Origin of the sequence: Micromonospora sp. NPDC047548, assembly GCF_040642975.1 — a bacterium.
Lineage (GTDB): Bacteria > Actinomycetota > Actinomycetes > Mycobacteriales > Micromonosporaceae > Micromonospora.
Genome location: NZ_JBEYTI010000013.1, coordinates 74,233 through 97,234, shown reverse-complemented (window position 1 = coordinate 97,234; position 23,002 = coordinate 74,233). Strand labels below are relative to the sequence as shown.

Genomic DNA, 23,002 nt, shown 5'->3' with positions numbered 1-23,002 from the left:
GTGTCCGGCCCCGACGCCACGACCGTGTCAGCCCAGCCGGACCCGGGGGTCGATGGCGGCGTAGAGCAGGTCCACCACCAGGTTGGCCACCACCACGAAGAAGGCCGCGATCAACACGGTGGCCATGATGGTGGGCAGGTCACCGGCCTTGACGGCATCCACCGCGGTACGCCCCAACCCGGTCAGGCCAAAGGTCAGCTCGGTGATGACCGTGCCGCCCAGCGCCCCGCCGACGTCCAGGCCGGCGATGGTCACCACCGGGGTGATCGCCGCGCGCAGCGCGTGCCGCCCGTACACCTGGGGTTTGGCCAGGCCCTTGGCCCGCGCGGTCCGGACGAAGTCCTCCGACAGCGTCTCCAGCATCTGGGCCCGGGACAACCGGGCGTAGATGGCGGAGAAGAGGAAGGCCAGCGCGACCCAGGCGAGCACCAGCCCGCTCGCCCACTTCAGCGGATTGTCGAAGATCGACGTGTAGCTGGGCACCGGCAGCAGGCGCGTCGTGTAGACGAAGACCAGCAGCAGCACCGCGCCGACGAAGTAGAGCTGCAACGAGGCGCCGGTCAGCGAGAAGCCGATCGCGGCCCGGTCCACCCAGGTGCCCCGGCGCAGCGCGGACACCATGCCGAGGCCCACCCCGAGCAGCAACCAGAGGACCGCCGCCGGGATCACGATGCTCAGGGTCACCGGCAGCACCCGGGCGATGGTGTCGGAGACCGCCTCGTTGGCCACGTACGACCAGCCCAGGCAGGGCGCGTCGCACCGGCCGCCCTGGGCGCTGCCGAGGTCCCGGCCGGTGACGATGCCCTTCATGTAGCCGGCGTACTGGGTGACCAGCGGATCGCGCAGCCCCAACTCCTGGCGGACCCGCTCCAGCCGCTCCGGGTTGCAGTTCTTCGGGCACATGCCGCTGACCGGGTCCCGGGGCAGCGCGAAGAACATCAGGAAGGTCAGCACGCTCACCACGAAGAGGGTGAGGGTGGCGGAGAAGATCCGCTTGATCAGGAAACGGGCCATGTTCGGCACCCCTACCGCGACGACTTCGGGTCGAGCGCGTCGCGCAGCGCGTCCCCGAAGAGGTTGAAGGCCAGCACCAGCGCGAAGATCGTGACACCGGGAAAGAAGACGTACGCCGGGTCGGTCTGGAGGTAGTCCAGGCTCCGGTAGATCATCCGGCCGAAGCTCGGCGTCTCGTCGGTCAGGCCGACGCCGATGAAGGCCAGCGCCGCCTCGCTGGTGATGAACTGCGGCACCGCCAGCGAGAAGGCGACCAGGATCGGCGCCCAGATGTTCGGCAGCAGCTGCCGGAAGAGCATGTGCCCCAGGCCGGCGCCGCTGGCCCGGGCCGCCTCCACGAACTCCCGCTCGCGCAGCGTGATCACCTGACCGCGGACCAGCCGGGCCGTGCTGGTCCAGCCGAAGACCGCGAAGATCGCGATCAGCATCGCCACACCGAACGCCTCGGGCACCGCGTCGCGTTCGCCGTAGAAGCGCAGCACCAGCGTCGGCATCAGGGCCAGCGCGATGATCAGGAACGGCATGGCCAGGACCAGGTCGGTGATCCAGGTGACCACCGCGTCGACCCAGCCGCCCAGGTAGCCGGCGACGACACCGAGCGTCACTCCGAGCGCGGTGCTGAGCAGCGCCGCCGAGAAGGCGATCAGCAGGGAGGTCCGCAGGCCGTAGACCATCCGGATGAAGATGTCCCGGCCGGTGCCGGGCTCCAGCCCGAACCAGTGGTCGCCGGAGATGCCGCCCAGGTAGCCCAGCGGCATGCCGCAGCACCGGTCCAGCTTGCCCTTGAAATCCTCGCCGGGACCGACGCCGTACAGCATGGAGAGCAGCGGCGCGATCAGCGCCACCACCACGAAGAAGACCAGCAGCGCCCCGCTGACCCGGGCGGTCCGGTCCCGGCGCAGCCGGGCCACGGCGAGCTGCCCGGGCGACCGGCCGACGACGCCCCTGCGCTTCGGCGCGTCGCCGTCGCCGCCGGACTCGATCTCGGCCAGCGCCACGCCCTCGATCGGGGACAGGCTCACTTCGCCACCTCCTCGCCGCTCGCGCCCACCGACCCCGCCGGGGCCACCGATTCCGCCGGGGCCGCCGACCCCGCCGGGACCGCCGGGACCGCCGGGACCGCCGGGACCGCCGGGACCGCCGGCCCGGCCGGGTCAGCCGACTCCGCCGGGACCGCCGGCCCGCCGGCGGCCACCGGGCCGGACTCCGGGAAGTGGCAGGCGGTGGCCTGCCGGCCGCCGTCGCGGGCCACCAGGGCCGGCTCCTCGGTTGCGCAGATGTCCTGCGCCTTCCAGCACCGGGTCCGGAACCGGCAGCCCGAGGGCGGGTCCAACGGCGTCGGGACGTCGCCGGCCAGCCGGATCCGCCCGGCCGGGCCGAGCGCCGTCACGTCCGGGATCGCCGACAGCAGGGCCCGGGTGTACGGGTGCTGGGGCCGCTCATAGATGTCCGCCCGGTCGCCGATCTCGACGATCCTGCCGAGGTACATGACGGCGACCCGCTGGCAGAAGTGCCGCACCACGGCCAGGTCGTGGGCGATGAACACGAACGCCAGATCGAGGTCGCGTTGCAGGTCCCGGAGCAGGTTGATCACCTGCGCCTGGATCGACACGTCCAGCGCGGAGACCGGCTCGTCGGCGACGATCAGCTTCGGCCGCAGCGCCAGCGCGCGGGCGATGCCGACGCGCTGCCGCTGCCCGCCGGAGAACTCGTGCGGGTACCGGTTGTAGTGCTCCGGGTTGAGCCCGACCAGCTCCAGCAGCTCCTGCACCCGCTTGCGTACCCCGCCGGGCGGGTCGATGCCGTTGACCTGCAACGGCATCGCCACGATCCGGCCGACCGTGTGCCGCGGGTTCAGCGAGGCGTACGGATCCTGGAAGATGATCTGGAGGTCCTGCCGCAGCGGCCGCAGCTCCCGCCGCCGGGCGTGGGTGATGTCCCGGCCGGCGAACTCGATGGTCCCGGCGCTGGGCGCCAACAGTCGCACCAGCATCCGGCCGGTGGTGGTCTTGCCGCAGCCGGACTCCCCGACCAGGCCCAGCGTCTCCCCCGCCCGCACGTCGAAGTCCAGCCCGTCGACCGCCCGCACCAGCCCCTTGCTGCGCAGTCCGGTGCGCACCGGGAAGTGCTTGGCCAGCCCGCGTACCCGCAGCAGCGGTTCGGTCTCACTCATCGGGCAACCCCCACGTGTGCCACGTCCTCCCGGTAGAGCCGGGTGCGTTCCTCCGCCGGGAGGTGGCAGGCGACCAGGTGCCCGGCCTCGCCCGCCGGGCCCAGCTCGGGCACCTCGCTGCGGGAGCGGTCGCCGTTGCGGCCGGCGTACCGGCAGCGCGGGTGGAAGGCGCAGCCCGACGGGAGGTTGATCAGCGAGGGCGGCGCGCCGGGGATCGGCACCAGGTCCGCGTCCGCGTCGCCGTGCAGCGAGGGCACGCTCGACAGCAACCCCCAGGTGTACGGGTGCTGCGGGCGCCGCAGCACCTGCTCGACCGTGCCCCGCTCGACCGCCCGGCCGCCGTACATGACCAGCACGTCGTCGGCGATCTGGGAGACCACGCCCAGGTCGTGGGTGATCAGGATGATCGCCGAGTGGAACTCGGCCTGCAGGTCGGTGAGCAGGTCCAGGATCTGCGCCTGCACGGTCACGTCGAGGGCGGTGGTCGGCTCGTCGGCGATCAGCAGGTCCGGGTCGTTGACCAGCGCCATCGCGATCATCGCCCGTTGCCGCATGCCGCCGGAGAACTCGTGCGGGTACTGGTCGAAGCGGCGGGCCGGTTGCGGGATGCCGACCCGGCCGAGCATGTCGACCGCCCGGGTGCGGGCCTCCCGCCGGCCCGCCGACGGGTGGTGCACCCGGTACGCCTCGGCGATCTGCCGGCCGACCGTGTAGTACGGGTGCAGCGCCGACAGCGGGTCCTGGAAGATCATCGCCAGGTCCCGGCCGCGCAGCCGACGCACCTCCTCCTCGGGGAGGCCGACCAGTTGGCGACCGCCGAGGGTGATCTCCCCGGTGATGGTGGTCCGCTTGGGGTCGTGCAGGCCCAGGATGGCCAGCGAGGTGACGCTCTTGCCCGATCCGGACTCGCCGACGATGCCGAGCGTCCGCCCGCGGGCCACGGAGAAGGACACCCCGTCGACCGCGCGCACCACGCCGTCGGTGGTGTCGAACCGGACCCGCAGGTCGTCGACCCGCAGGTGGGGCGCCTCACCGGCGCGCTGCTCCGGCACGCCGGGGCGGTCGTCCGACTGCCCGGACGACACGGGTTCCGGACTGTCCACGACCGCCTCCCTCAGGTTGTAGAGAACCTACAACAAGCTTCCGAGGGTGAAAATAAGCTACAAAGGCGGAGCTGTCAGCGGCCCACAGCGTAACGAGTCGGCAACGGGCCCGGACAGTCCTCACCAGGACATCCACCACCGCAACTCGACGGCCGCAGCCGTGGAGCTCGGCCGGGGGCGGTCTTTTCCGGCCACCCGAGATTGATCATGCTTCGGGTCTTTCCAACCTGCGGGACACACGGGACACTGCGTTGCGCGGCCGGGCCGTGGAGATCGGCGTAACGTGTGTCACTTGGCTGCGCCGATCTGCCGGTGCGGTCGCCTGCGTGCGCAAGACGTGGCAGTGGACGCGGTCTCGCCGGTCCGCTGACCGATCGGAACGTGATCCGCCGCCCGCGAGGGCCCCGTCAGGGAGACGACTCGAATGACATCAACGACGCCGCGGGGAGCGCGGGCGCGCGCCGCCATCGCGGCCAAGACGTTGCGGACCGACCGCTGGTGGTTTGCCCCACTCATCACCGTCGTCGGGCTCACCGCCTGGATCGCCTACGCGACGGTCCGGGTCTTCATGCACAAGTGGTACTGGGTGGACGAGTTCCACTACCTGACCCCGTTCTACTCCCCCTGTGTGACGAACCGGTGCGTCGAGGGCGCCTCGCACTTCGGCAGCTTCCTGCCCGGCTGGTGGATCATCCCGGACGCGACGCTGACCCTGCCGTTCCTGCTGCTGTTCCGGCTGACCTGCTACTACTACCGCAAGGCGTACTACCGCTCGTTCTGGCTGTCGCCGCCGGCCTGCGCGGTGCCGGACGGGCACCAGTCGTACGGCGGCGAGACGCGGTTCCCGCTGCTCGGGCAGAACCTGCACCGGTACTTCTTCTACGCCGCCGCGATCATCTCGCTGATCAACACGTACGACGCGATCTACGCCTTCCACTCGCCCAAGGGCTTCGGCTTCGGGCTGGGCAACCTCATCCTGATCGGCAACGTGGTGATGCTCTGGGCGTACACCATCTCCTGCCACTCCTGCCGGCACATCATCGGCGGGCGGCTGAAGCACTTCTCCGCGCACCCCGTGCGGTACAGGGCGTGGACGTTCGTGTCCACCCTGAACACCCGGCACATGCAGCTCGCCTGGATCACCCTCGGCACTCTCGCCCTCACCGACTTCTACGTCATGGCGGTCGCGGCCGGCTGGTTCAACGACCTGCGGTTCATCAACTAGAGGGCGCCTGGACATGACCACTACCACTCGCATCGAACGACACCACTACGACGTCGTCGTGATCGGAGCCGGCGGCGCCGGCCTGCGCGCGGCGATCGAGGCCCGGCTGGCCGGCAAGAAGACCGCGATCATCTCCAAGTCGCTCTTCGGCAAGGCGCACACGGTGATGGCCGAGGGCGGCGCGGCGGCCGCCATGGGGAACGTGAACAGCCGGGACAACTGGCAGGTGCACTTCCGCGACACCATGCGCGGCGGCAAGTTCCTCAACAACTTCCGGATGGCCGAGCTGCACGCGAAGGAGTCGCCGCAGCGGATCTGGGAGCTGGAGACGTACGGGGCGCTCTTCGACCGCACCAAGGACGGGAAGATCTCCCAGCGCAACTTCGGCGGCCACGAGTACCCGCGGCTGGCGCACGTCGGCGACCGCACGGGCCTGGAGCTGATCCGCACCCTCCAGCAGAAGATCGTCTCCCTCCAGCAGGAGGACAAGCGCGACCACGGCGACTACGAGGCCCGGATCAAGGTCTTCGCCGAGACCACCGTCACCGAGCTGCTGCTCGACGGGGACCGGGTCGCCGGCGCGTTCGGCTACTACCGGGAGTCCGGCGAGTTCGTCCTCTTCGAGGCCCCGTCGGTGGTGCTGGCCACCGGCGGGGTCGGCCGGTCGTACAAGGTCACCTCGAACTCCTGGGAGTACACCGGGGACGGTCACGCGCTGGCGCTGCGCGCCGGGGCCACGCTGATCAACATGGAGTTCCTCCAGTTCCACCCCACCGGGATGGTCTGGCCGCCCTCGGTGAAGGGCATTTTGGTCACCGAGTCGGTCCGCGGCGACGGCGGCGTGCTGAAGAACTCCGACGGCAAGCGGTTCATGTTCGACTACGTCCCCGACGTCTTCCGCAAGCAGTACGCGGAGACCGAGGAGGAGGCGGACCGCTGGTACACCGACCCGGACAACAACCGCCGCCCGCCGGAGCTGCTCCCCCGCGACGAGGTCGCCCGCGCGATCAACAGCGAGGTCAAGGCCGGCCGGGGCACCCCCGCCGGCGGCGTCTACCTGGACATCGCCTCCCGGCGCTCGGCCGAGGAGATCCGTCGCCGGCTGCCGTCGATGTACCACCAGTTCAAGGAGTTGGCCGACGTCGACATCACCAAGGAGCCGATGGAGGTCGGCCCGACCTGCCACTACGTGATGGGCGGCGTCGAGGTGGACCCGGACTCGGGCGCCGCGTACGGCACCGTGCGCGGGCTCTTCGCCGCGGGCGAGGTCTCCGGCGGCATGCACGGCTCCAACCGGCTCGGCGGCAACTCCCTGTCCGACCTGCTGGTCTTCGGCAAACGGGCCGGCGGGCACGCGGCGTCGTACGCCGAGCAGCTCAGCTCGCGGCCGAAGGTGTCGATCGGCGCGGTCGAGGCGGCGGTGGAGACGGCGCTGGCGCCCCTGCAGCGGGACACCGGCGAGAGCCCTTACACCCTCCAGCAGGACCTCCAGGCGGTGATGGGAGATCTGGTAGGAATCATCCGCCGGCAAGGCGAGCTTGAGGACGCGCTGGGCAGGCTGGCGGAGCTGCGGGAGCGGGTGGCCAAGGTCAGCGCCAGCGGCGGCCGGCGCTACAACCCGGGCTGGCATCTGGCCCTGGACCTGCGCAACATGCTGGTGGTGTCGGAGTGCACCGCGAAGGCGGCGCTGGAGCGGCAGGAGTCCCGCGGCGGGCACACCCGGGAGGACTTCCCGGCGATGGACCCGAAGTGGCGGCGGGTGAACCTGGTCTGCTCCCTGGACGGCGACACCGTACGCCTGGACCACAAGCCGTTGCCGAAGATGCGCGGCGAGCTGATCGGCCTGTTCGACCGTACGGAGCTGGCCAAGTACCTGACCGACGAGGAGCTCGCGGAGTTCGACGCCCTCGCTGAGGAGGCGGGCAAGTAATGGGCACCAAGCGACAGTTCCGGATCTGGCGGGGCGACGAGACCGGCGGCGACCTGCAGGACTACATGGTCGAGGTGAACGAGGGCGAGGTGGTCCTCGACGTCATCCACCGGCTCCAGGCCACCGACGCGCCCGACCTCGCCTGCCGGTGGAACTGCAAGGCGGGCAAGTGCGGCTCCTGCTCCATGGAGATCAACGGCAAGCCGCGGCTGAGCTGCATGACCCGGATGTCCACCTTCGAGGAGGGCGAGACGGTCACGGTCACCCCGCTGCGTACCTTCCCGGTCATCCGGGACCTGGTCACCGACGTCTCCTTCAACTACGAGAAGGCCCGGGAGACGCCGGCCTTCGCACCGCCGGCCGGGGTGGCGCCCGGGGACTACCGGATGCAGCAGGTCGACGTGGAGCGCTCGCAGGAGTTCCGCAAGTGCATCGAGTGCTTCCTGTGCCAGAACGTCTGCCACGTGATCCGCGACCACGAGGAGAACAAGCAGGCCTTCTCCGGCCCGCGGTTCTTCATCCGGGCGGCGGAGCTGGACATGCACCCGCTGGACGCGAAGACCGACCGCAAGGACTACGCGCACGCCGAGCAGGGGCTCGGATTCTGCAACATCACCAAGTGCTGCACCGAGGTCTGCCCCGAGCACATCAAGATCACCGACAATGGGATCATCCCCATGAAGGAGCGGGTCGTCGACCGCAGGTACGATCCCCTTGTGTGGCTTGGTAGCAAGATCTTCCGTCGGGGTGACACGCCCCAGAGCACCGCGGGCAGCGCGGGGAAGGAGTCCGTGGTGCACAGCGGCGTTCGTCAGGCTGGGATCCACTCGCACGCGGGCGGGTCGCACGACCCCAGCGCCGAGGTAGAGGCCCAGCAGGGCGTGAACTGGCACCGCGAGGTCCCGCACCCGACCGCCCCGGCGGTCGACGCCACCGGCAAGCTGCCGCTGACGGAGCTGACCTTCGACCGGGCGGCGGCCCCGTCGCCGTTCGGCGACGACATCACCTTCCCGCTGCCGCCGGAGCACCTCAACTTCGCCCACCCGGGCCAGGACGAGAAGCACTGAGCACGACAGCATCGACGGGGGCCGCGGCGTCAGCCGCCGGCCCCCGTCCCCTTTCCGCCCCCCTGTCGCTTTCCCGCCCCGCCGACCCCTTGTTGATCATGAGGTGGTCTCCGGCGCCGACGGCGGGTGGTGACAACGACTTCCTGATCGGCGGCCAGGGCGGGTCGGGGCCGCGCGGGGTTCAGTCGGCGGGGGAAGTCAGGAGGGGACGGAGGGCTGCCACGATGGGAGCGTCGGCGGGCAGCCAGGTGACGGTGTCCAGCTCGGCGGCGGAGAGCCAGCGCATCGCCTGGTGCTCCAGCGCCTTCGGCTGGTCGTCGTGCAGCAGCCGGGCCGCGTACACCTTGAGCACCGAGCGGCCGTGGGCCATCCGCACGTCGCGGCCGACGCGGTCGCCGATCTCCACGCGTACGGCCAGTTCCTCGGCGCACTCGCGGGCCAGCGCGGCGGTCTCGGTCTCGCCCGGCTCGACCTTGCCGCCGGGGAACTCGTACATACCGGCCACCTCGGGCGGCGCGGATCGCGCGCAGGCCAGCACCCGCCCGTCGCGAATGATCGCCGCTCCGACAATCACCTTCGGCTCACGCCGCTCGGCCTGCCCGTTCCCGCTTACCCGTTCGGTCCGCACGGGCGTCCAGGGTGCCAGATCAATCGTCGGTTTGGGTACCGTGCCCGACCGGTAGGCCAACATAACCCGGAAGTGTGGGCGTGGACACACCATTCAGCCGGCGACAAACTAGAGAACATAGCGAGGACACGAGACGGCGACGATTTGGCCACAAGCCGGCAACGACGCCTGGGAGGTGCGGTGATGCGCGGGCTGTTCAACAGCCGGGCGAAGCGCGACTATCTCAGCGACGCGCTGACGCTCCTCACCGGGTGGACCCGGGAGGGTGAGCAGATCCGGCGGACCCTCGTCATGGACGACACCCAGCACGCCGCACTGACCGAGCGGGTCAAGGTGGTCGCGGACGCCCTCCGGCTGCGTCCCGAGATCAGCCGCCGGGACTCCGAGACCCAGATCCGGGTCGGGCACGGCGACGGCGAGCCGCTGACCGAGGGTGAGGTCCTGCTGGCGGCCCGCATCGAGGACGCGTACCGGGCGGTCACCGGCCCCTGAGCGGCGCGCCTCAGCACCCCCGCAGCCCCATGCCCGGTGTCCATCCGGCGGCCCCCGTCTCCGCGACTGCCGGCGCACCGGCGGCGTCTCACCCAGCCTAGGGCCGGGTGGCGCCGCACGGTCTCCCCGAAACGTGCGGGACCGGGCCGGTCGAGTGGTCGTTGGGTGACGATCAGTGACGTCCCGCCGAGACGGATCAGACGTACCCGGCCCCGCCGGTCAGCGGGCCGGTTCGCCCTGCACCGTGGACAGATTCAGCGCCCCGCGTACGGCCAGCGCCGTCTGCGCCTGGCGACGCTGCTCCGCCTGCGCCACCAGCCGGAGCACCTGGTCGCGGTCGGTGGCCTTCTCGGCGTCCCGCCAGTACGTCGCGGCCTCCTGCGCCTCGGCGATCAGCTTCTCCATCGGCTCCTTGACCTGCGCCGGCCAGGTCTGCCCGCTGAGCGCCAGCCAGAACCTGGCATTGGCGGTCGCCGTCCGCTCGACCAGGGCGCGCAGCTCGGCCGGCGCGGCGGTCGGGCTCTGGGCGGCGAGGACGGCCCGGGCCTCGTCGAGTTCACGGGTCGCCGTCAGGTAGGCGAGCTGCTCGGGGCGGACCACCGTCGCGTCCTGGCGGAGCTGCCGGGTCAGCGGCGCCGGCCCGGCGGCGAGATAGCAGGTGATCTGCGGGTACGTCCGCCACTCGACCCGCGACGGGACGTACCAGCGCAGCCGCACGTCCGCCGGAAGCGAGAGCGGGTCGAGGACGTAGCTGCGCTGCCGCTGCCCGCAGACCGTCTCCGCCCGCGCCGAGAGCGCGGCCGTGCCCGGGTACGCCTCGTCGGCGTACCGCTCGTACGCGGGCAGGCGGTCGACCAGCTCGGCGTCGTGCGGTGCGGTGCAGGGCACCGTGGTGACCTCCTCCGGCGCGGTGCGCGTACCCGTGGGGGTGTCGTCGACGCGGAAGCAGTCACCCGCCCGCAGCCCCCGGACACCGGCCTCGGGGTCGGACCGGGGCGTTGCCACGGTGAGGACCAGCACCAGCGCGAGCGCGAGCGCCCAGCCGCCGAAGAGCACCAGGCCGGCGACCGCGAAGCCCCGGCCCCGTTCCCCGGTCCGTCTGATCCGGCGCAGCGCGACGACCCCGAAGATCGCCCCCAGCACGCCGCCGAGCAGGCCGAAGACGAAGGCGGCGACCGCCAGCCGGTTCATCCGGCCGCGCGACGGCCCGGTCCCCTCCCACGGCTCCCATTCGCCCTCGGCCACCTCGGGGAGGCCGGGCGGCGCCGGTCGCCTCGACCTGGTGTCGTCCGTGGTCATGTCCTGTTCCCTCCCGCGTTCCCCCGTGCCGCGTGGCGTGCAGACTAGTCGACCGGGCGGCTGGCGTCCGCTTTCTACCGTGTGGTCCATGGCCAATGCGACGTACGACCGCAAGGAGCAGTTCCAACAGGTCCAGAGTGGACTGCTCGACGGAGAGCAGATCATCGCCGTCTACGACGCCGTCGGCACCGGCACCGGGTTCATCGGCCTCACCGACCGCCGCGTGATCATCCAGGACCGCTCGTTCATCGGCAAGCGGTACGCCATCACCAGCATCCCGTACTCGAAGATCACCAGCGTGAGCGTGGTGAGCAACAAGTCCTGGGGCGGGTCGTTCTTCTCCACCGGCTCGATCGCCATCCACGTCGGCACGCACACCTACGAGGTGGAGTTCCGGGGTGCACAGAAGAGCCACCACGTGCACAACGTGATCCTGCACTACATCTCCTGACCATCTAACCTGGTCCTTCGTGGCGAACTTGCACCCGCACCGGCCGCAGGACGTCGACCGTTTCATGGCCGACCTCGACCATCCGCTCGCCGCCGAGGTGGCGGCACTGCGGGCCGTCATCCTCGGCGTGGACGACCGGATCACCGAGCAGGTCAAGCGGAAGGCGCCGTCGTTCAGCTGCGGGGACTACCTGGTCACCTTCAACCTGCGCGCCACGCAGCACGTGCACCTCGTCTTCCACAACCCGCACGTCGCCCGGGTCGCCAGCCCGCTGCTGGCCGGTGACTACCCGGACCGGCGGATGGCGTACCTCACCGACCTGGCCGACGTCGAGGCCAAGCGGGCGGAGCTGGAGCGGGTGGTCCGCGAACTCATCCGGCTGACCTGTCCGACCTGACAGCTCGGCGGTCGACCAGGTTTCCCGGCGCTGACCGGGCTGTCGTGGGGCCTGGTTAGAGTGCGCCGGTGACCGGAGGACAGCTCACGCTTCCCGCCCCGCTGCGGGAGGCCCAGGACGGCGGCTTCGACTACGACGGCGGCGACGGCATCGACTTCGAGCCGTACGACGCCTTCCTCACCCTCGCCGAGACCGCCGAGTGGTGGCAGGCGTGGAGCGGCAGCCGCACGATGGACGGGGTGGACTTCCGGATTTTCGGCCAGGACGGCACGGGCGGGCTGGCGGCCTTCTGGCTGGTCCGCCCCGGCGAGCCGGTCGAGCACCAACCGGTGGTGTTCCTCGGCTCCGAGGGTGAGATGTCCGTGGTCGCCCGCAACCTGGCGGCCTACCTCTGGCTGCTCGCGGGCGGTTTCGGCCCGGTGGAGGCGACCATGTGGCCGCGCCACGAGCACCGGCCCCGCCCAGACGCCCACCGCACCGCGATCGCCGGGCGATACGCGCCGCAGGCGCGACAGGCCCCGCCCGAGGTGATCGAGGCGGCACGCGCCGAGTTCCCCGACTTCGAGCCGTTCATCGACTCCCTCTGCAACTGACCGGGTCAGCCCGGTAGGCGTACCCGGGCGTGGCCCAGCAGCTGCCCGAGCACCGGACGCAGGAGGCCCTCGCGTCCTGCTGACGGTGGCCGGCGGTCAACGCCGGGTCAGCCGCCGGGCGCAGGGCCCGTCGTGGCCGGCCCGGAGCAGGCAGCGCCGGCCGCCCGGCATTCGCAGGTCGCAGAAGACCCGATGGCGTACGCCCTGCTCGTCCTCGGCGGACACGGTGGTCTCCCCCTGGTCGGCCGGGGAGAGCAGGCTCGCCCACCGGGCCACCACCCGGGCCAGTCGGACCGCGCCGGCCAGGTCGGCGGCGAGCACCGGCAGGTGTACGACGAAGCGCTCCCGATCCGCCATCAGTGCCGGCCGGCGTCGGCCCGCTGCGCCTGCTCGGACTGCCAGCGGCGCAGCGCGTCCTTGATCCGGGCCGTTTCCGACCGGCTCTCCCGCAGCGCCCGGTAGGCCACGTCGAGGTCGCTGGCCACGCGGTCGAGGAAGAGCTGCACCTCGTCCGGGTCGAGGCCCCGCCGGCCGAACCGGGTCGGCCGGAACCGCCGCTCGCGCACCTGCCAGGGCAGCAACGGCAGGTACGCCGAGGAGCGGTAGTTGGCGCCCGGCCCGCGCGTCCGCGCAGGTCGCTCGTTGTGGCCGGGCCGCCGGAAGAAGGCACGCACGATCGCCTCACCTCTCTGCTCGCTGTGCACGAGGAATGGAAGGGGTGGCCGCACCCGCCCGCCGCGCACGGGCGGACCACCCCGCCCCACCACCGCAGCTCAGATCAGCGGTACGGCAGCAGGGCCGCTCAGCAGAGTCGGCGCAGATCAGCGTTTCCGCCCGCGCACCGACCGTGACTGAAACCATACCAACAGGGCAACAAGGCAACAAGGCCTTGTAGCCATATAGCCACGATGGGCCCTGGCCACGAGGCCACCACGCTGACACCATGACCCTCGATCCGCGCTCGCACACACCCGTCTACGTGCAGCTCGCCGACCTGCTGCGCGAGCGGATCGAGTCGGGGGCCCTGCCCGCTGGCTCGACCGTGGGTAGCGAGACCCGGCTGATGCAGGAGTACGGCATCGGGCGGGATGCCGTCCGCATGGCGATCTCGCTCCTGCGATCCGAGGGACTCGTCTCGACCAGCCGCAGCCAAGGCACCCGCGTTCGTGAGACGCCTCAGCGCCGACCGGTGGAGCTGTCTCCCGGGGCCACGGTGATCGCGCGGATGCCGAGCGGGACCGAGCGCCGCACGATGCAGCTCGACGAAGGCGTACCCGTCCTGGAGATCCGTGGCCATCAAGGCGACGTCGAGATCCTGGCGGGCGACGAGGTCGAGCTGACCCGTCCGCCGACCTGACCGACCAACCCGCGCCCACCTCCTCCCGCCCACCCACCGTCGCGTCACAGGAGCAGTAACCTGCCGGGATGGCAGTTCCCGGCCTCCTCTCCGAACAGCGCCGGCCAGATCACCGGGTCGGCCAGCCATGACGTCGCGTCCACCAGGACCGACGGGTCGACGGTAGGCACGCAGCCGTCGAGAAGGCGCCCACGCCGGCCCGCCGCTGCACCCTCTGAGCTGCGGCTCGACCCGGTTTGCGGCATGTCGCGGTGTCGCAGTACCACGGACACCGCGACATGCCGCAAACGGAGTGGATCACCTCGGGACCGCCCACTGTCGGCCCGACGGCAGGGGTGGCGGGCACGTAGGCTCCCGCCATGGCCACCGAGCGGAGCCCGCTGACCCGCAGCGAGGACGACCGGCGGGCCCTCATCGCCTGGACGGTCGCCTGCGCCGAGCAGGTGCTGCCCGTGTTCGCAGCGGCGGCACCCGACGACCCCCGGCCACGCGAGGCGCTCACCGGCGGGCTGGCCTTCGCCCGTGGCGAACTGCGCGTCGGCGCCGCGCGCCAGCTCGCTGCGGCGGGTCACGCCGCCACCCGGGGACGATTCCGCGCGTTCGACGCCTGCCTACCCGGGTCCGACCGACGGGTCGTGCTGTTCAGCAACTCCGAGGCCACCGGCCCGGCCGAGTTCGACGAGCTGCTGGCGGTTGCGCTCGGCTGATCGGACCCACCCGGCGTCGCACACGCTGTCCACGCCATCGGGGGCCGGCCGCTGCCGGGCCCGGTCAGGTGATGTCGCGGCGTACGGAGACGATGACGGCGGCACCCGGCTACCGCCGTTGTCCGCGACCTCCGCCGTGATGTTTCTGTGCGCCGACAAGGGGAACGCAGCCGCGCCGCTCGGCCCGTGCGGTCGTGCCGACCCGCCCAGGGCCGGCGAACGGATGGAGGCGCCATGTCCGAGGTATTGGCCCAAGGGGACCTGAAGATCGACTGGGCGCAGATGCCGACCTACAACACCATCATGGCGCTCGCCGCAGGCGTCGGCCTGCTGCTCGTCGTGGCCCTCGGCTGGCAGATGGTGACGGACAAACCGATCGCCACCGAAGGATGGGCGGTCGCCTTCGGGATCCTGGGTGCGATCCTGGCCGTCACGGGTCTGCACATGACGCTGACGTGGCCGCTGGCACCCGGGGGTTTCGCCTTCGACAACATCATCTTCGGCGAGCCGTCCCTGGCCTTCGGGGTGCTGATGCTCGGCGCGGCGATCGTCCTGTGGCGGCGGAGCCATCTTTTCGCGGCGGCGTCGCCGGAGAACGGCGGCCTCCGGACGGAGCAGGCGCGACGGTTGCTCTGGCCGATCTCGATCTTCGTGTTCGCGCTCGGCCTGGCCTGTTTCGGCATCGCGGCGGCCGGCTGGACGTACACGCTCTTCGCGGCACCACCCCAGGAGCCGATCTCGGGGGCGTTCGCGGAGTACCCGAAGATCGAGGCCACCTTCATCTCCGGCCTGTACGTCCTGGTGGGGATCGGCTCGGTCCTCACCCCGTTCGCCCTGCTCAGGCTGAACCGCGCGCTGCTGTGGATCATCGGCGTGGCGTGGGCGATCGCCGGTGCCGTCTTCACGCTCTTCGGAGCGCTGAACTACTTCACCCACATCGGGCTGATCGTCAACACGATGTGAGGCGGGTGGACCTGGCGTGGCTCCACTACCCACTCACCTGGACACTTCGACGCAGGCCGCACTACCGCCGACTGGTCGACGAAGCCCGTCGGCGCCTCAGCGGTGATGCGGGTGGTGCTCCAACTCAACCTCCGAAGGAATCAAAGTTGGCCAGGGTACGACACCGGAGATCGCCCCGTCGGCGACGCCCCGGGTTGTGCCCCCCGGGTGCCCCAGAACGAAGGCGCAACCGCCTGTGCTGCGGGAAAGCCCTGACTCAGACGTTGAAGCGGAACTCCACCACGTCGCCGTCCTGCATGACGTACTCCTTGCCCTCGATCCGGACCTTGCCGGCGGCCTTGGCCGCCGCCATCGATCCGGCCTCGACCAGGTCGGCGTAGGAGACGACCTCGGCCTTGATGAAGCCGCGCTGGAAGTCGCTGTGGATGACGCCCGCGGCCTCCGGCGCGGTCGCGCCGACCGGGACGGTCCAGGCGCGCGCCTCCTTGGGGCCCGCCGTCAGGTACGTCTGGAGCCCGAGCGTGCGGAAGCCGACCCGGACGAGCTGGTTGAGGCCCGGCTCGTTCTGCCCGATCGACTCCAGCAGCTCGCGGGCCTCCTCCTCGGGCAGGTCCACCAGCTCGGACTCGATCTTGGCGTCCATGAAGACCGCCTCGGCGGGCGCGACCAGTGCGCGCAGCTCGTCGAGGAACTCGGCGTTGGCCAGCTCGGCCTCGTCGACGTTGAAGACGTACAGGAAGGGCTTGGTGGTGAGCAGGTGCAGCTCGCGCAGGTGCTCCAGCTCGATCTTCGCGGCGGCGGCGCCGGCGTAGAGCGTGATGCCGCCGTCGAGCACCTCGACGGCGGCTTTGGCAGCGGCGACCGCGGCGGCCCGGTCCTTGCGGAGCTTGGCCTCCTTCTCCAGCCGCGGCAACGCCTTCTCCAGGGTCTGGAGGTCGGCGAGGATCAGCTCGGTGTTGATCGTCTCGATGTCGTCGGCCGGGGAGACCTTGCCGTCGACGTGCACCACGTTCGGGTCGGAGAACGCGCGCACCACCTGGCAGATCGCCGAGGCGTCGCGGATGTTGGCCAGGAACGCGTTGCCCCGGCCCTGCCCCTTGGAGGCGCCCCGCACCAGGCCGGCGATGTCGACGAACGACACCGGCGCCGGCAGCAGCTTCTGCGAGGAGAAGATCTCGGCGAGCTTGTCCAGCCGCTCGTCCGGCAGCCCGACCACGCCGACGTTGGGCTCGATCGTGGCGAACGGGTAGTTCGCGGCGAGCACGTCGTTCTTGGTGAGCGCGTTGAACAGGGTGCTCTTGCCGACGTTGGGCAGGCCGACGATGCCGATGGAGAGACTCACGACGAGCCAGCTTACGCCGCTGCCCGCCGGCACCCGGCAGGCAGGCCCGACCGCCGGGCGAAAAGGCAGCGGGGTACGCGTCACCGGGCCGCGCCGTCCGCGTACCCGAAGGGTCGGGCGGCCGACGATCAGGCCGTGAGCAGCCGGGGCTCGATCCGGGTCTCCCGGGCACCGCCCGCGCCGTCCGGGGCGACCTCGTACGCGGCGACTCCCGCGCGGTCGGCGACCGCCTCGGCCAGCCGGGTGCCCCGGTAGACGAGTCCGACCCCGTCGTCGGTGCAGTGGCTGACCGGCAGCGTGCCGTCGCCGACCAGCCGGTGCATCAGCGGGCGGCGCTGCTCCTCGCTGTCGTAGTGCACCCCGTTGCCGTACGGCAGCCAGCCCAGGCCGTCGGTGAAGCCGCGCAGGGTGCGGCCGAAGCTGTCGGTGGCGCCGCCGAGGTGCCAGCAGATCGAGCCGGCGGAGACGCCGCCGAGCACCACGCCGGCCTCCCAGCACTCGCGCAGGATCTCTGGCAGGCCGTGCACCCGCCAGACCGCGCAGAGGTTGGCGACGCTGCCGCCGCCGACCCAGATGACGTCCTGGGCGAGCAGGTGGGCGCGGATGTCCTCGACGGTCGGCATCGGGAACAGGGCCAGGTGGGACGGGCGGAACCGGGTGCCGGCGAAGGCGCCGTAGAAGAGGGTGAACGACGTGGGCTGGTCGCCGACCGCCTGGTTGAGGTAGCAGATCCGCGGCTCGTCGGCCCCAGCCAGCTCGGCCATCAGGTCGAAGACCGGGCCGGGCTTCGCGTCCCACGGGCCGCGGTCGCGACGGGTGAAGCCCATGCTGGTCGCGACGATGGTGGGTTCGCTGGCGGGCACGGCAGATCCTTCCGTCGGACGGGGTGGCGTCCCCATCCTGCGCCATCGCCGGCCCGGCCGCCGACCCGGTCAGCCCACTTCGGCGGCGGCGAGCAGCGCGCGGAGCAGGTCGCCCAGGCGGGTCTGGTCCGCCGGGGGCAGGGCGTCGAGGATCCGTCGCTGCACCGCCAGGCCCGCCTCGGCGGCCTCCTCGACCGCGCGGCGGCCGGCGTCGGTCAGCGTCACCCGCAGGCCCCGCCGGTCGGCCGGGTCGGGGGCGCGGCGGACCAGCCCCGCCCGTTCCAGCCGGTCGAGCCGGCCGGTCATCCCGCCGGAGGTGAGCATCAGCGCGGCGCTCAGTTCCTTCGGCGCCAGCGTGTACGGCTCGCCGCTGCGCCGCAGCGCGGCCAGCACGTCGAACTCGCCACGGCCGATGCCCCAGTCCGCGTACACCTTCTCCTGCGCGTCGCCGACGATCCGGGCCAGCCGGTAGATCCGGCCGAAGACCGCCATCGGCTCGGGCCGCATCCCGGCGCGCTCGCGTCGCCACTGCTCGACGATGAGGTCGACATCGTCCCGCTCGGTCACCCCCGGATTGTGCCCCACGTCGCCTTCCCCTTTTTCCTCACGGATGATTAGCTTAGCACTAATCTACTTACTGCTAAGAGAATCGAGTGCCCGATGAGCCGTCGCCGCACCGACATCGCGCTGACCGCCCTCGCGCCCACCGTCTGGGGCACCACCTACCTGGTCACCTCCGAGCTGCTGCCACCCGATCGGCCACTGTGGTCCGGTGCGCTACGGGCGCTGCCCGCCGGGCTGCTGCTGCTCGCGCTGACCCGCCACCGGCCGCACGGCTCCTGGTGGTGGCGGGCCACCCTGCTCGGCGCGCTGAACATCGGCGCGTTCTTCCCGCTGCTCTTCCTCGCGGCGTACCGGCTGCCGGGCGGCACCGCCGCCGTGCTCGGCGCCGCGCAGCCACTGCTCGTCGCCGGCCTCACCGTGCTGGTGCTGCGGGACCGGCCACACCGGCTCGCCCTGCTGGCCGCCGCGACCGCCCCGCTCGGCGTCACGCTGGTCGTGCTCCGGCCGGACGCCGGCACCGACCCGCTCGGCGTGGCCGCCGGGCTCGCCGGCACCGCCGCGATGGCCACCGGCCTGGTGCTCACCCGCCGCTGGGGCCGCCCGGCCGGGGTCAGCACCCTCGCCGCGACGAGCTGGCAGCTCACCGCCGGCGGCCTGCTGGTCACGCCGCTCGCGGTCGTGGTCGAGGGCACGCCGCCGGTACCGGACGCCCCGGCCCTGCTCGGGTACGCCTGGCTCGGGCTGGTCGGCACCGCGCTGGCGTACGTGCTGTGGTTCCGGGGCGCGGGCCGGCTGCCGTTGACGCAGGTCTCGGTGCTCGGCGCGCTGAGCCCGCTGACCGCCGCCGCGCTCGGCTGGATCGTGCTGGACCAGGCGCTCAGCCCGACCCAGCTCGCCGGCTTCGCCCTGGCCGTGGCGGCGATGGTGGTGGCGCAGCTGCCCGCCCGACCGGGTGAGGGTCAGCCGGCCAGCCGCCAGTCCGCCCCGAGCGCGTCGGCCTCCGGCAGCGCCCCGGCGGGCAGTTCGGCCGCCGCGGCGAGCGGCAGGGTGAACCGGTGCGCGGCGGCCGGGCCCGACGCGTACGACTCGCCGAGCATCCAGCGCACCTCGTCGACCGTCCAGCCCAGCCCACGCCGGCCGGCGATCTCGCGGACCAGCCGCAGGCCGGGCCGGGTGTCGTCGTCGTAGAAGCGCATGCACCAGTGGTGCGCCCACATGCCCAGCGCACGCAGGCCGGCCGGATCCAGCGACGCGGCGAGCCGGCCGCACGCGGTCTCCCCGAAGGGACGCCCCGGCTCACCGACCCGGTCCCGCTCGATCGCCCCGTACGCCGCCGGCGCGACCGCCCGCATCCGGTCGTAGAAGCCCTGCACCACCGCGCGGCCGAGCCGTGCCCGCCCCGACCGCATCAGCGGGCACCTCGCCCGGCCACGCTCGCCATCGCCCCCGCACCCTTCTTGAGTTGGTGGCGGGACCGTACCGACCACTACCGACACTTTCTCGCGTCCGAATTCCTTGCCGCATCGGGGATAGCTGGCCCGACCTGCGGCGTCTGTATTGGTGAGAAGCGGAACGGGGAGGGTGGGTGGACGAGGACGAACGGGCCCGGCTGGCCGAGTTCGTGGCCAGCCGTACGCCGGCGCTGATGCGGGTCGCGTACCTGCTCACCGGCGACCGGCACGCCGCGGAGGACCTGTTCCAGTCGGCGCTGGCGCGGACGATCCCGCGCTGGCGGACGCTGCGCAACGCGGACCCGGAGGGCTACCTGCGCGCGGTCATGTACCGGGAGCAGGTCAGCTGGTGGCGGCGGCTGCGCCGGTACCGGGAGTCGCTGCTCACCGGCGCGCACGAGGTGGCCGGCGCCGATCCGAGCGGCGGCACCGACCTGCGGCTGGCCATGCGGGCGGCGCTGCATCACCTGCCGCCGGCACAGCGGACCGTGGTGGTCCTGCGCTACTACGAGGACCTCACCGAGACCCAGGTCGCCCAGGCGCTGGGCTGCTCCATCGGCACGGTCCGCAGCCGGACCCATCGCGCCGTCGTCCGGCTGCGCGAGCTCCTGCCGGACGTCGAACTCCTGGAGGTGCGGCGATGACGTCCCCCCTCGAAAACCTGATCCGCACCACCCTGACCGACCTGGCCGAGGAGGCACCGACAGTGCAGGACCAGTTGCAGCCGGCGGAACGACGGGCCCGGACCCGACGCCGCGCCACGATGACGATGGGCGCGGTGGGCACGCTCGCCGCCGTCCTGATCGCCGCCCCGCTCGCGATCGCCCAGACCGGCTCGGACGCCCCGCGTCCGGCCGCCCCCACCGCGCCGCCGACCCCGTCGGCGAGCCCGGACGGGCCGCCCCCCTCTTCCACCCCCGGCCCGGGCCCCTCTTCCACCCCCGACTCCACGGTCAAGCCCCGGCCGCCGCGGCCCAGCCCGTCCGCCCCGGAGACGTGCCCGCCGGTGGTACCCAGCCCCGGCCCGGCCCACTCTTCCACCCCCGACACCACGGTCAGGGCCAGCCCGTCCGCCCCGGAGACGTGCCCGCCGGTGGTACCCAGCCCCGGCCCGGCCCACTCTTCCACCCCCGACTCCACGGTCTGGCCCCGGCCGCCGCGGCCCAGCCCGTCCCCGCGCTGATCCCGCGCTGATCCCGCGCCCGGCGGCCCGGACGACCTGCGTCCCGCGCTCAGGCGACCCGCGCCCGGCGCCCAGGACGACTCCCGTCCGGGGCGCCGGGCGTCACCACGCTCAGGTCCGATTCCCGCGAGCCACCGGCCCTGACCAGCGGGCATCATCGGTGGCGTGGAGTTGGACTTCGAACGGTGCTACCGGGCCGTGGACAGCCGTGACCAGCGCTTCGACGGCTGGTTCTACACCGGCGTGACGTCGACCGGGATCTACTGCCGGCCGTCCTGCCCGGCGATGACGCCGAAGCGGCAGAACGTCCGGTTCTTCCCGTCGGCCGCCGCCGCGCAGGGCGCCGGGCTGCGCGCCTGCCGCCGCTGCCGCCCGGACGCCGCGCCCGGCTCGCCCCAGTGGGACGTACGGGCCGACGTGGTGGGCCGGGCCGTCCGGCTGATCGCCGACGGGGTGGTCGACCGGGACGGCGTACCGGGGCTGGCCACCCGGCTCGGCTACACCGAGCGGCACCTGCACCGGATGCTCCGTGCCGAGCTGGGTGCCGGCCCGCTCGCGCTGGCCCGGGCCCAGCGGGCGCAGACCGCCCGCACGCTGATCGAGACCACCGGGCTGGGCATGGCCGAGATCGCCTTCGCGGCCGGCTTCGGCAGCGTCCGGCAGTTCAACGACACGGTCCGGGAGGTCTACGGCACCGCCCCGTCCGAGCTGCGGACGGCGCGAGGCGGCCGGCCGGCGCCCGGCGGCGCGGGGACGATCACGCTACGGCTGGCGTACCGGCCGCCGTTGCACGCCGCCGCGCTGCTGGACTTCCTCGCCGTCCGCGCGCTGCCGGGCGTGGAGGAGGTACGCGACGGGACGTACCGCCGGGGGTTGCGGCTGCCGCACGGCGCCGCGGAGGTGGCGCTGACCCCGGCGGACGGCCACGTCTCGGCGACCCTGCGCCTGGCCGACATGCGCGACCTGGCCCCCGCGGTGGCCCGCTGCCGCCGCCTGCTCGACCTCGACGCGGACCCGCAGGCCATCGACGAGACCCTTGCCGCCGATCCCGCCCTGGCCCCCACGGTCGCGGCCGAACCCGGCATCCGCCTCCCCCGCGCCGTGGACGGCTTCGAGGCGGCCCTGCGCGCCGTGGTCGGCCAGCAGATCTCCGTCCGCTCCGCCCGCACCACCCTCACCCGCCTCCTCCAGTCCACCTCCACCCCGCAGGCCCCCGTCGATCATGAAGGTGACGGCGATGTGGATCTCCATGACTGCCGTCAACTTCATGATCGACGCGACGGGTTGCGGGGGTTTCCGAGTGCGGAGGTGGTGGCGGGGTTGGCGGATTCGGCGTTCGGGATGCCGGCCGGACGGCGGGAGACGGTGCGGGCGCTGGCACGGGCCGTCGCCGCGGGCGAGATCGACCTCGACCCGGGTGGGGACCGGGAGGAGGTCGTCCGGCGGCTGACGGCGGTGCCCGGGATCGGGGCGTGGACCGCCGGCTACGTGGCCATGCGCGCCCTCGGCGACCCGGACGTCCTGCTCCCCACCGACCTCGCGGTCCGCCGGGGCGCCGCCGCCCTCGGCCTGCCCACCGACCCGAAGACCCTCGAAACGCACGCCGAGCGCTGGCGCCCCTGGCGCTCGTACGCGGTGATCCGACTCTGGAGAGCAGCATGAGCATCGACAGCACCGTCATCGACACCCCCGTCGGCCCGTTGAGCGTCCTGGCCGGCCCGGACGGGGCCGTCCGGGCGGCCGGCTTCACCCCCGCACCGGAGACCCTGCTCCCGCTGGTGCACCCGAGCCTGCGCGGGACGCTGCGGCACCGCGCCGACCTCGGCCCGGTCACCGTCGCCGTCCGGTCCTACCTGGACGGCGACCTGACGGCCATCGACGGCGTACCGGTGCGGCAGCACAGCGGCGGGGCGTTCATGACCCACGCCTGGGAGGTGCTGCGCGAGGTGAAGCCGGGCGAGCCGGTGACGTACACCGGGTTCGCCGGGCTGGCCGGGCGGCCCGCCGCCGTACGGGCGGCCGCCGCCGCCTGCGCCCGCAACGCCGCCGCCCTCTTCGTCCCCTGCCACCGGGTGCTGCGCACCGACGGGACTCTCGGCGGCTACCGCTGGGGGCTGCCCGTGAAGGAGTGGCTCCTCGGTCACGAGCGGCCACTGACAGCAAGCTGACACCGGCGCGGCCGTCATCTGCCGCTACCGTC

Annotated in this window: 27 protein-coding genes and 1 pseudogene; 15 read left to right on the top strand and 13 right to left on the bottom strand. The window is 72.4% G+C overall.

Annotated elements, in window-relative coordinates; all coding sequences use genetic code 11:
* Window positions 1-27 precede the first annotated feature (27 nt).
* The 4 genes from ABZ807_RS16250 to ABZ807_RS16235 are packed head-to-tail and all read right to left on the bottom strand — an operon-like array spanning window position 28 to window position 4,239.
* Window positions 28-1,014, bottom strand: a complete 987-nt coding sequence (locus tag ABZ807_RS16250; protein ID WP_357157663.1) for an ABC transporter permease — start codon at window positions 1,012-1,014, stop codon at window positions 28-30.
* Window positions 1,015-1,025: 11 nt separating this feature from the next.
* On the bottom strand, window positions 1,026-2,036 hold the full coding sequence (locus ABZ807_RS16245) for an ABC transporter permease (protein WP_357157660.1): 1,011 nt from the start codon (window positions 2,034-2,036) through the stop codon (window positions 1,026-1,028).
* Complete coding sequence (locus ABZ807_RS16240) at window positions 2,033-3,187, bottom strand: dipeptide ABC transporter ATP-binding protein (protein WP_357157657.1); 1,155 nt, start codon at window positions 3,185-3,187, stop codon at window positions 2,033-2,035. Before ABZ807_RS16240 ends, ABZ807_RS16245 begins: the two co-directional genes overlap by 4 nt.
* Window positions 3,184-4,239, bottom strand: a complete 1,056-nt coding sequence (locus ABZ807_RS16235; protein ID WP_357157880.1) for an ABC transporter ATP-binding protein — start codon at window positions 4,237-4,239, stop codon at window positions 3,184-3,186. The genes ABZ807_RS16240 and ABZ807_RS16235 overlap by 4 nt, the downstream gene beginning before the upstream one ends.
* 475 nt (window positions 4,240-4,714) lie before the next feature.
* On the opposite strand from ABZ807_RS16235, the gene ABZ807_RS16230 reads away from it, so the two are divergent.
* Genes ABZ807_RS16230 through ABZ807_RS16220 form a run of 3 tightly spaced genes read left to right on the top strand, consistent with a single transcriptional unit; the run spans window position 4,715 to window position 8,512 of the window.
* Window positions 4,715-5,515, top strand: coding sequence for a hypothetical protein (locus tag ABZ807_RS16230; RefSeq protein WP_357157654.1), 801 nt, complete (start codon window positions 4,715-4,717; stop codon window positions 5,513-5,515).
* A gap of 13 nt (window positions 5,516-5,528) precedes the next feature.
* Window positions 5,529-7,445, top strand: coding sequence for a fumarate reductase/succinate dehydrogenase flavoprotein subunit (locus tag ABZ807_RS16225; RefSeq protein ID WP_357157651.1), 1,917 nt, complete (start codon window positions 5,529-5,531; stop codon window positions 7,443-7,445).
* Window positions 7,445-8,512: a succinate dehydrogenase/fumarate reductase iron-sulfur subunit gene (locus ABZ807_RS16220; protein ID WP_357157648.1), complete on the top strand. Its 1,068-nt coding sequence runs from the start codon at window positions 7,445-7,447 to the stop codon at window positions 8,510-8,512. Before ABZ807_RS16225 ends, ABZ807_RS16220 begins: the two co-directional genes overlap by 1 nt.
* A gap of 181 nt (window positions 8,513-8,693) precedes the next feature.
* Here ABZ807_RS16220 and ABZ807_RS16215 read toward each other — a convergent pair whose 3' ends face one another.
* Window positions 8,694-9,140 (bottom strand): (deoxy)nucleoside triphosphate pyrophosphohydrolase, encoded by a 447-nt coding sequence (locus ABZ807_RS16215; protein ID WP_357157645.1) that lies wholly within the window; start codon window positions 9,138-9,140, stop codon window positions 8,694-8,696.
* Window positions 9,141-9,323: 183 nt separating this feature from the next.
* Between ABZ807_RS16215 and ABZ807_RS16210 the strand changes: the two genes are divergently transcribed.
* Complete coding sequence (locus ABZ807_RS16210; protein WP_357157642.1) at window positions 9,324-9,632, top strand: 4a-hydroxytetrahydrobiopterin dehydratase; 309 nt, start codon at window positions 9,324-9,326, stop codon at window positions 9,630-9,632.
* Between the two features lie 219 nt (window positions 9,633-9,851).
* Here ABZ807_RS16210 and ABZ807_RS16205 read toward each other — a convergent pair whose 3' ends face one another.
* A complete protein-coding gene (locus ABZ807_RS16205) occupies window positions 9,852-10,931 on the bottom strand; it encodes a DUF4190 domain-containing protein (protein ID WP_357157639.1) in 1,080 nt (359 codons plus the stop codon).
* 88 nt (window positions 10,932-11,019) lie between these two features.
* Here ABZ807_RS16205 and ABZ807_RS16200 point away from each other — a divergent pair, with 88 nt between their 5' ends.
* From ABZ807_RS16200 to ABZ807_RS16190, 3 genes are all read left to right on the top strand, one after another.
* Entirely contained in the window at window positions 11,020-11,382 is a 363-nt protein-coding gene (locus tag ABZ807_RS16200; protein WP_357157636.1) for a PH domain-containing protein, read from the top strand.
* A gap of 19 nt (window positions 11,383-11,401) precedes the next feature.
* Window positions 11,402-11,779 carry a DUF1801 domain-containing protein gene (locus ABZ807_RS16195; RefSeq protein WP_357157633.1) on the top strand — a complete coding sequence of 126 codons (378 nt, stop codon included), beginning with the start codon at window positions 11,402-11,404 and terminating at the stop codon, window positions 11,777-11,779.
* Between the two features lie 68 nt (window positions 11,780-11,847).
* Entirely contained in the window at window positions 11,848-12,372 is a 525-nt protein-coding gene (locus ABZ807_RS16190; protein WP_357157630.1) for an SMI1/KNR4 family protein, read from the top strand.
* A 96-nt stretch (window positions 12,373-12,468) separates the two neighbouring features.
* Here the strand turns inward: ABZ807_RS16190 and ABZ807_RS16185 are convergent, their stop codons facing one another.
* Together ABZ807_RS16185 and ABZ807_RS16180 are read right to left on the bottom strand one after the other, a co-directional pair.
* Window positions 12,469-12,729: a hypothetical protein gene (locus tag ABZ807_RS16185; RefSeq protein ID WP_357157627.1), complete on the bottom strand. Its 261-nt coding sequence runs from the start codon at window positions 12,727-12,729 to the stop codon at window positions 12,469-12,471.
* Entirely contained in the window at window positions 12,729-12,959 is a 231-nt protein-coding gene (locus tag ABZ807_RS16180) for a DivIVA domain-containing protein (RefSeq protein WP_357157877.1), read from the bottom strand. Before ABZ807_RS16180 ends, ABZ807_RS16185 begins: the two co-directional genes overlap by 1 nt.
* 356 nt (window positions 12,960-13,315) lie before the next feature.
* Here ABZ807_RS16180 and ABZ807_RS16175 point away from each other — a divergent pair, with 356 nt between their 5' ends.
* Window positions 13,316-13,729 carry a GntR family transcriptional regulator gene (locus ABZ807_RS16175; RefSeq protein WP_357157623.1) on the top strand — a complete coding sequence of 138 codons (414 nt, stop codon included), beginning with the start codon at window positions 13,316-13,318 and terminating at the stop codon, window positions 13,727-13,729.
* 44 nt (window positions 13,730-13,773) lie between these two features.
* On the opposite strand, the gene ABZ807_RS16170 is transcribed toward ABZ807_RS16175, so the two are convergent.
* Window positions 13,774-13,899, bottom strand: a complete 126-nt coding sequence (locus ABZ807_RS16170; RefSeq protein ID WP_357157619.1) for a hypothetical protein — start codon at window positions 13,897-13,899, stop codon at window positions 13,774-13,776.
* A 189-nt stretch (window positions 13,900-14,088) separates the two neighbouring features.
* Between ABZ807_RS16170 and ABZ807_RS16165 the strand changes: the two genes are divergently transcribed.
* Window positions 14,089-14,436: a putative immunity protein gene (locus tag ABZ807_RS16165; RefSeq protein WP_357157616.1), complete on the top strand. Its 348-nt coding sequence runs from the start codon at window positions 14,089-14,091 to the stop codon at window positions 14,434-14,436.
* A 234-nt stretch (window positions 14,437-14,670) separates the two neighbouring features.
* Window positions 14,671-15,399, top strand: coding sequence for a DUF981 family protein (locus ABZ807_RS16160; protein ID WP_357157613.1), 729 nt, complete (start codon window positions 14,671-14,673; stop codon window positions 15,397-15,399).
* Between the two features lie 256 nt (window positions 15,400-15,655).
* Here the strand turns inward: ABZ807_RS16160 and ychF are convergent, their stop codons facing one another.
* The 3 genes from ychF to ABZ807_RS16145 all read right to left on the bottom strand — a co-directional run bounded on the left by ychF (window position 15,656) and on the right by ABZ807_RS16145 (window position 18,171).
* Window positions 15,656-16,741 carry a redox-regulated ATPase YchF gene (ychF, locus tag ABZ807_RS16155; RefSeq protein ID WP_357157610.1) on the bottom strand — a complete coding sequence of 362 codons (1,086 nt, stop codon included), beginning with the start codon at window positions 16,739-16,741 and terminating at the stop codon, window positions 15,656-15,658.
* 128 nt (window positions 16,742-16,869) lie between these two features.
* The gene (locus ABZ807_RS16150) at window positions 16,870-17,604 is read right to left on the bottom strand and encodes a peptidase E (protein ID WP_357157606.1); all 735 of its coding nucleotides are present in this window, start codon (window positions 17,602-17,604) and stop codon (window positions 16,870-16,872) included.
* 69 nt (window positions 17,605-17,673) lie between these two features.
* Complete coding sequence (locus tag ABZ807_RS16145; protein WP_357157603.1) at window positions 17,674-18,171, bottom strand: MarR family transcriptional regulator; 498 nt, start codon at window positions 18,169-18,171, stop codon at window positions 17,674-17,676.
* A gap of 93 nt (window positions 18,172-18,264) precedes the next feature.
* On the opposite strand from ABZ807_RS16145, the pseudogene ABZ807_RS16140 reads away from it, so the two are divergent.
* A pseudogene (locus ABZ807_RS16140) lies at window positions 18,265-19,086 on the top strand (EamA family transporter); the annotation flags it as partial.
* A gap of 41 nt (window positions 19,087-19,127) precedes the next feature.
* On the opposite strand, the gene ABZ807_RS16135 reads toward ABZ807_RS16140, so the two are convergent.
* On the bottom strand, window positions 19,128-19,577 hold the full coding sequence (locus tag ABZ807_RS16135; protein ID WP_357157600.1) for a hypothetical protein: 450 nt from the start codon (window positions 19,575-19,577) through the stop codon (window positions 19,128-19,130).
* Window positions 19,578-19,753: 176 nt separating this feature from the next.
* Here ABZ807_RS16135 and ABZ807_RS16130 point away from each other — a divergent pair, with 176 nt between their 5' ends.
* From ABZ807_RS16130 to ABZ807_RS16115, 4 genes are all read left to right on the top strand, one after another.
* Entirely contained in the window at window positions 19,754-20,263 is a 510-nt protein-coding gene (locus ABZ807_RS16130; RefSeq protein WP_357157597.1) for a SigE family RNA polymerase sigma factor, read from the top strand.
* Window positions 20,260-20,802 (top strand): hypothetical protein, encoded by a 543-nt coding sequence (locus tag ABZ807_RS16125; RefSeq protein ID WP_357157594.1) that lies wholly within the window; start codon window positions 20,260-20,262, stop codon window positions 20,800-20,802. The genes ABZ807_RS16130 and ABZ807_RS16125 overlap by 4 nt, the downstream gene beginning before the upstream one ends.
* A gap of 165 nt (window positions 20,803-20,967) precedes the next feature.
* Complete coding sequence (locus ABZ807_RS16120) at window positions 20,968-22,464, top strand: AlkA N-terminal domain-containing protein (RefSeq protein ID WP_357157591.1); 1,497 nt, start codon at window positions 20,968-20,970, stop codon at window positions 22,462-22,464.
* Window positions 22,461-22,970 (top strand): methylated-DNA--[protein]-cysteine S-methyltransferase, encoded by a 510-nt coding sequence (locus tag ABZ807_RS16115; RefSeq protein ID WP_357157588.1) that lies wholly within the window; start codon window positions 22,461-22,463, stop codon window positions 22,968-22,970. The genes ABZ807_RS16120 and ABZ807_RS16115 overlap by 4 nt, the downstream gene beginning before the upstream one ends.
* The last annotated feature ends 32 nt before the right edge of the window (window positions 22,971-23,002 follow it).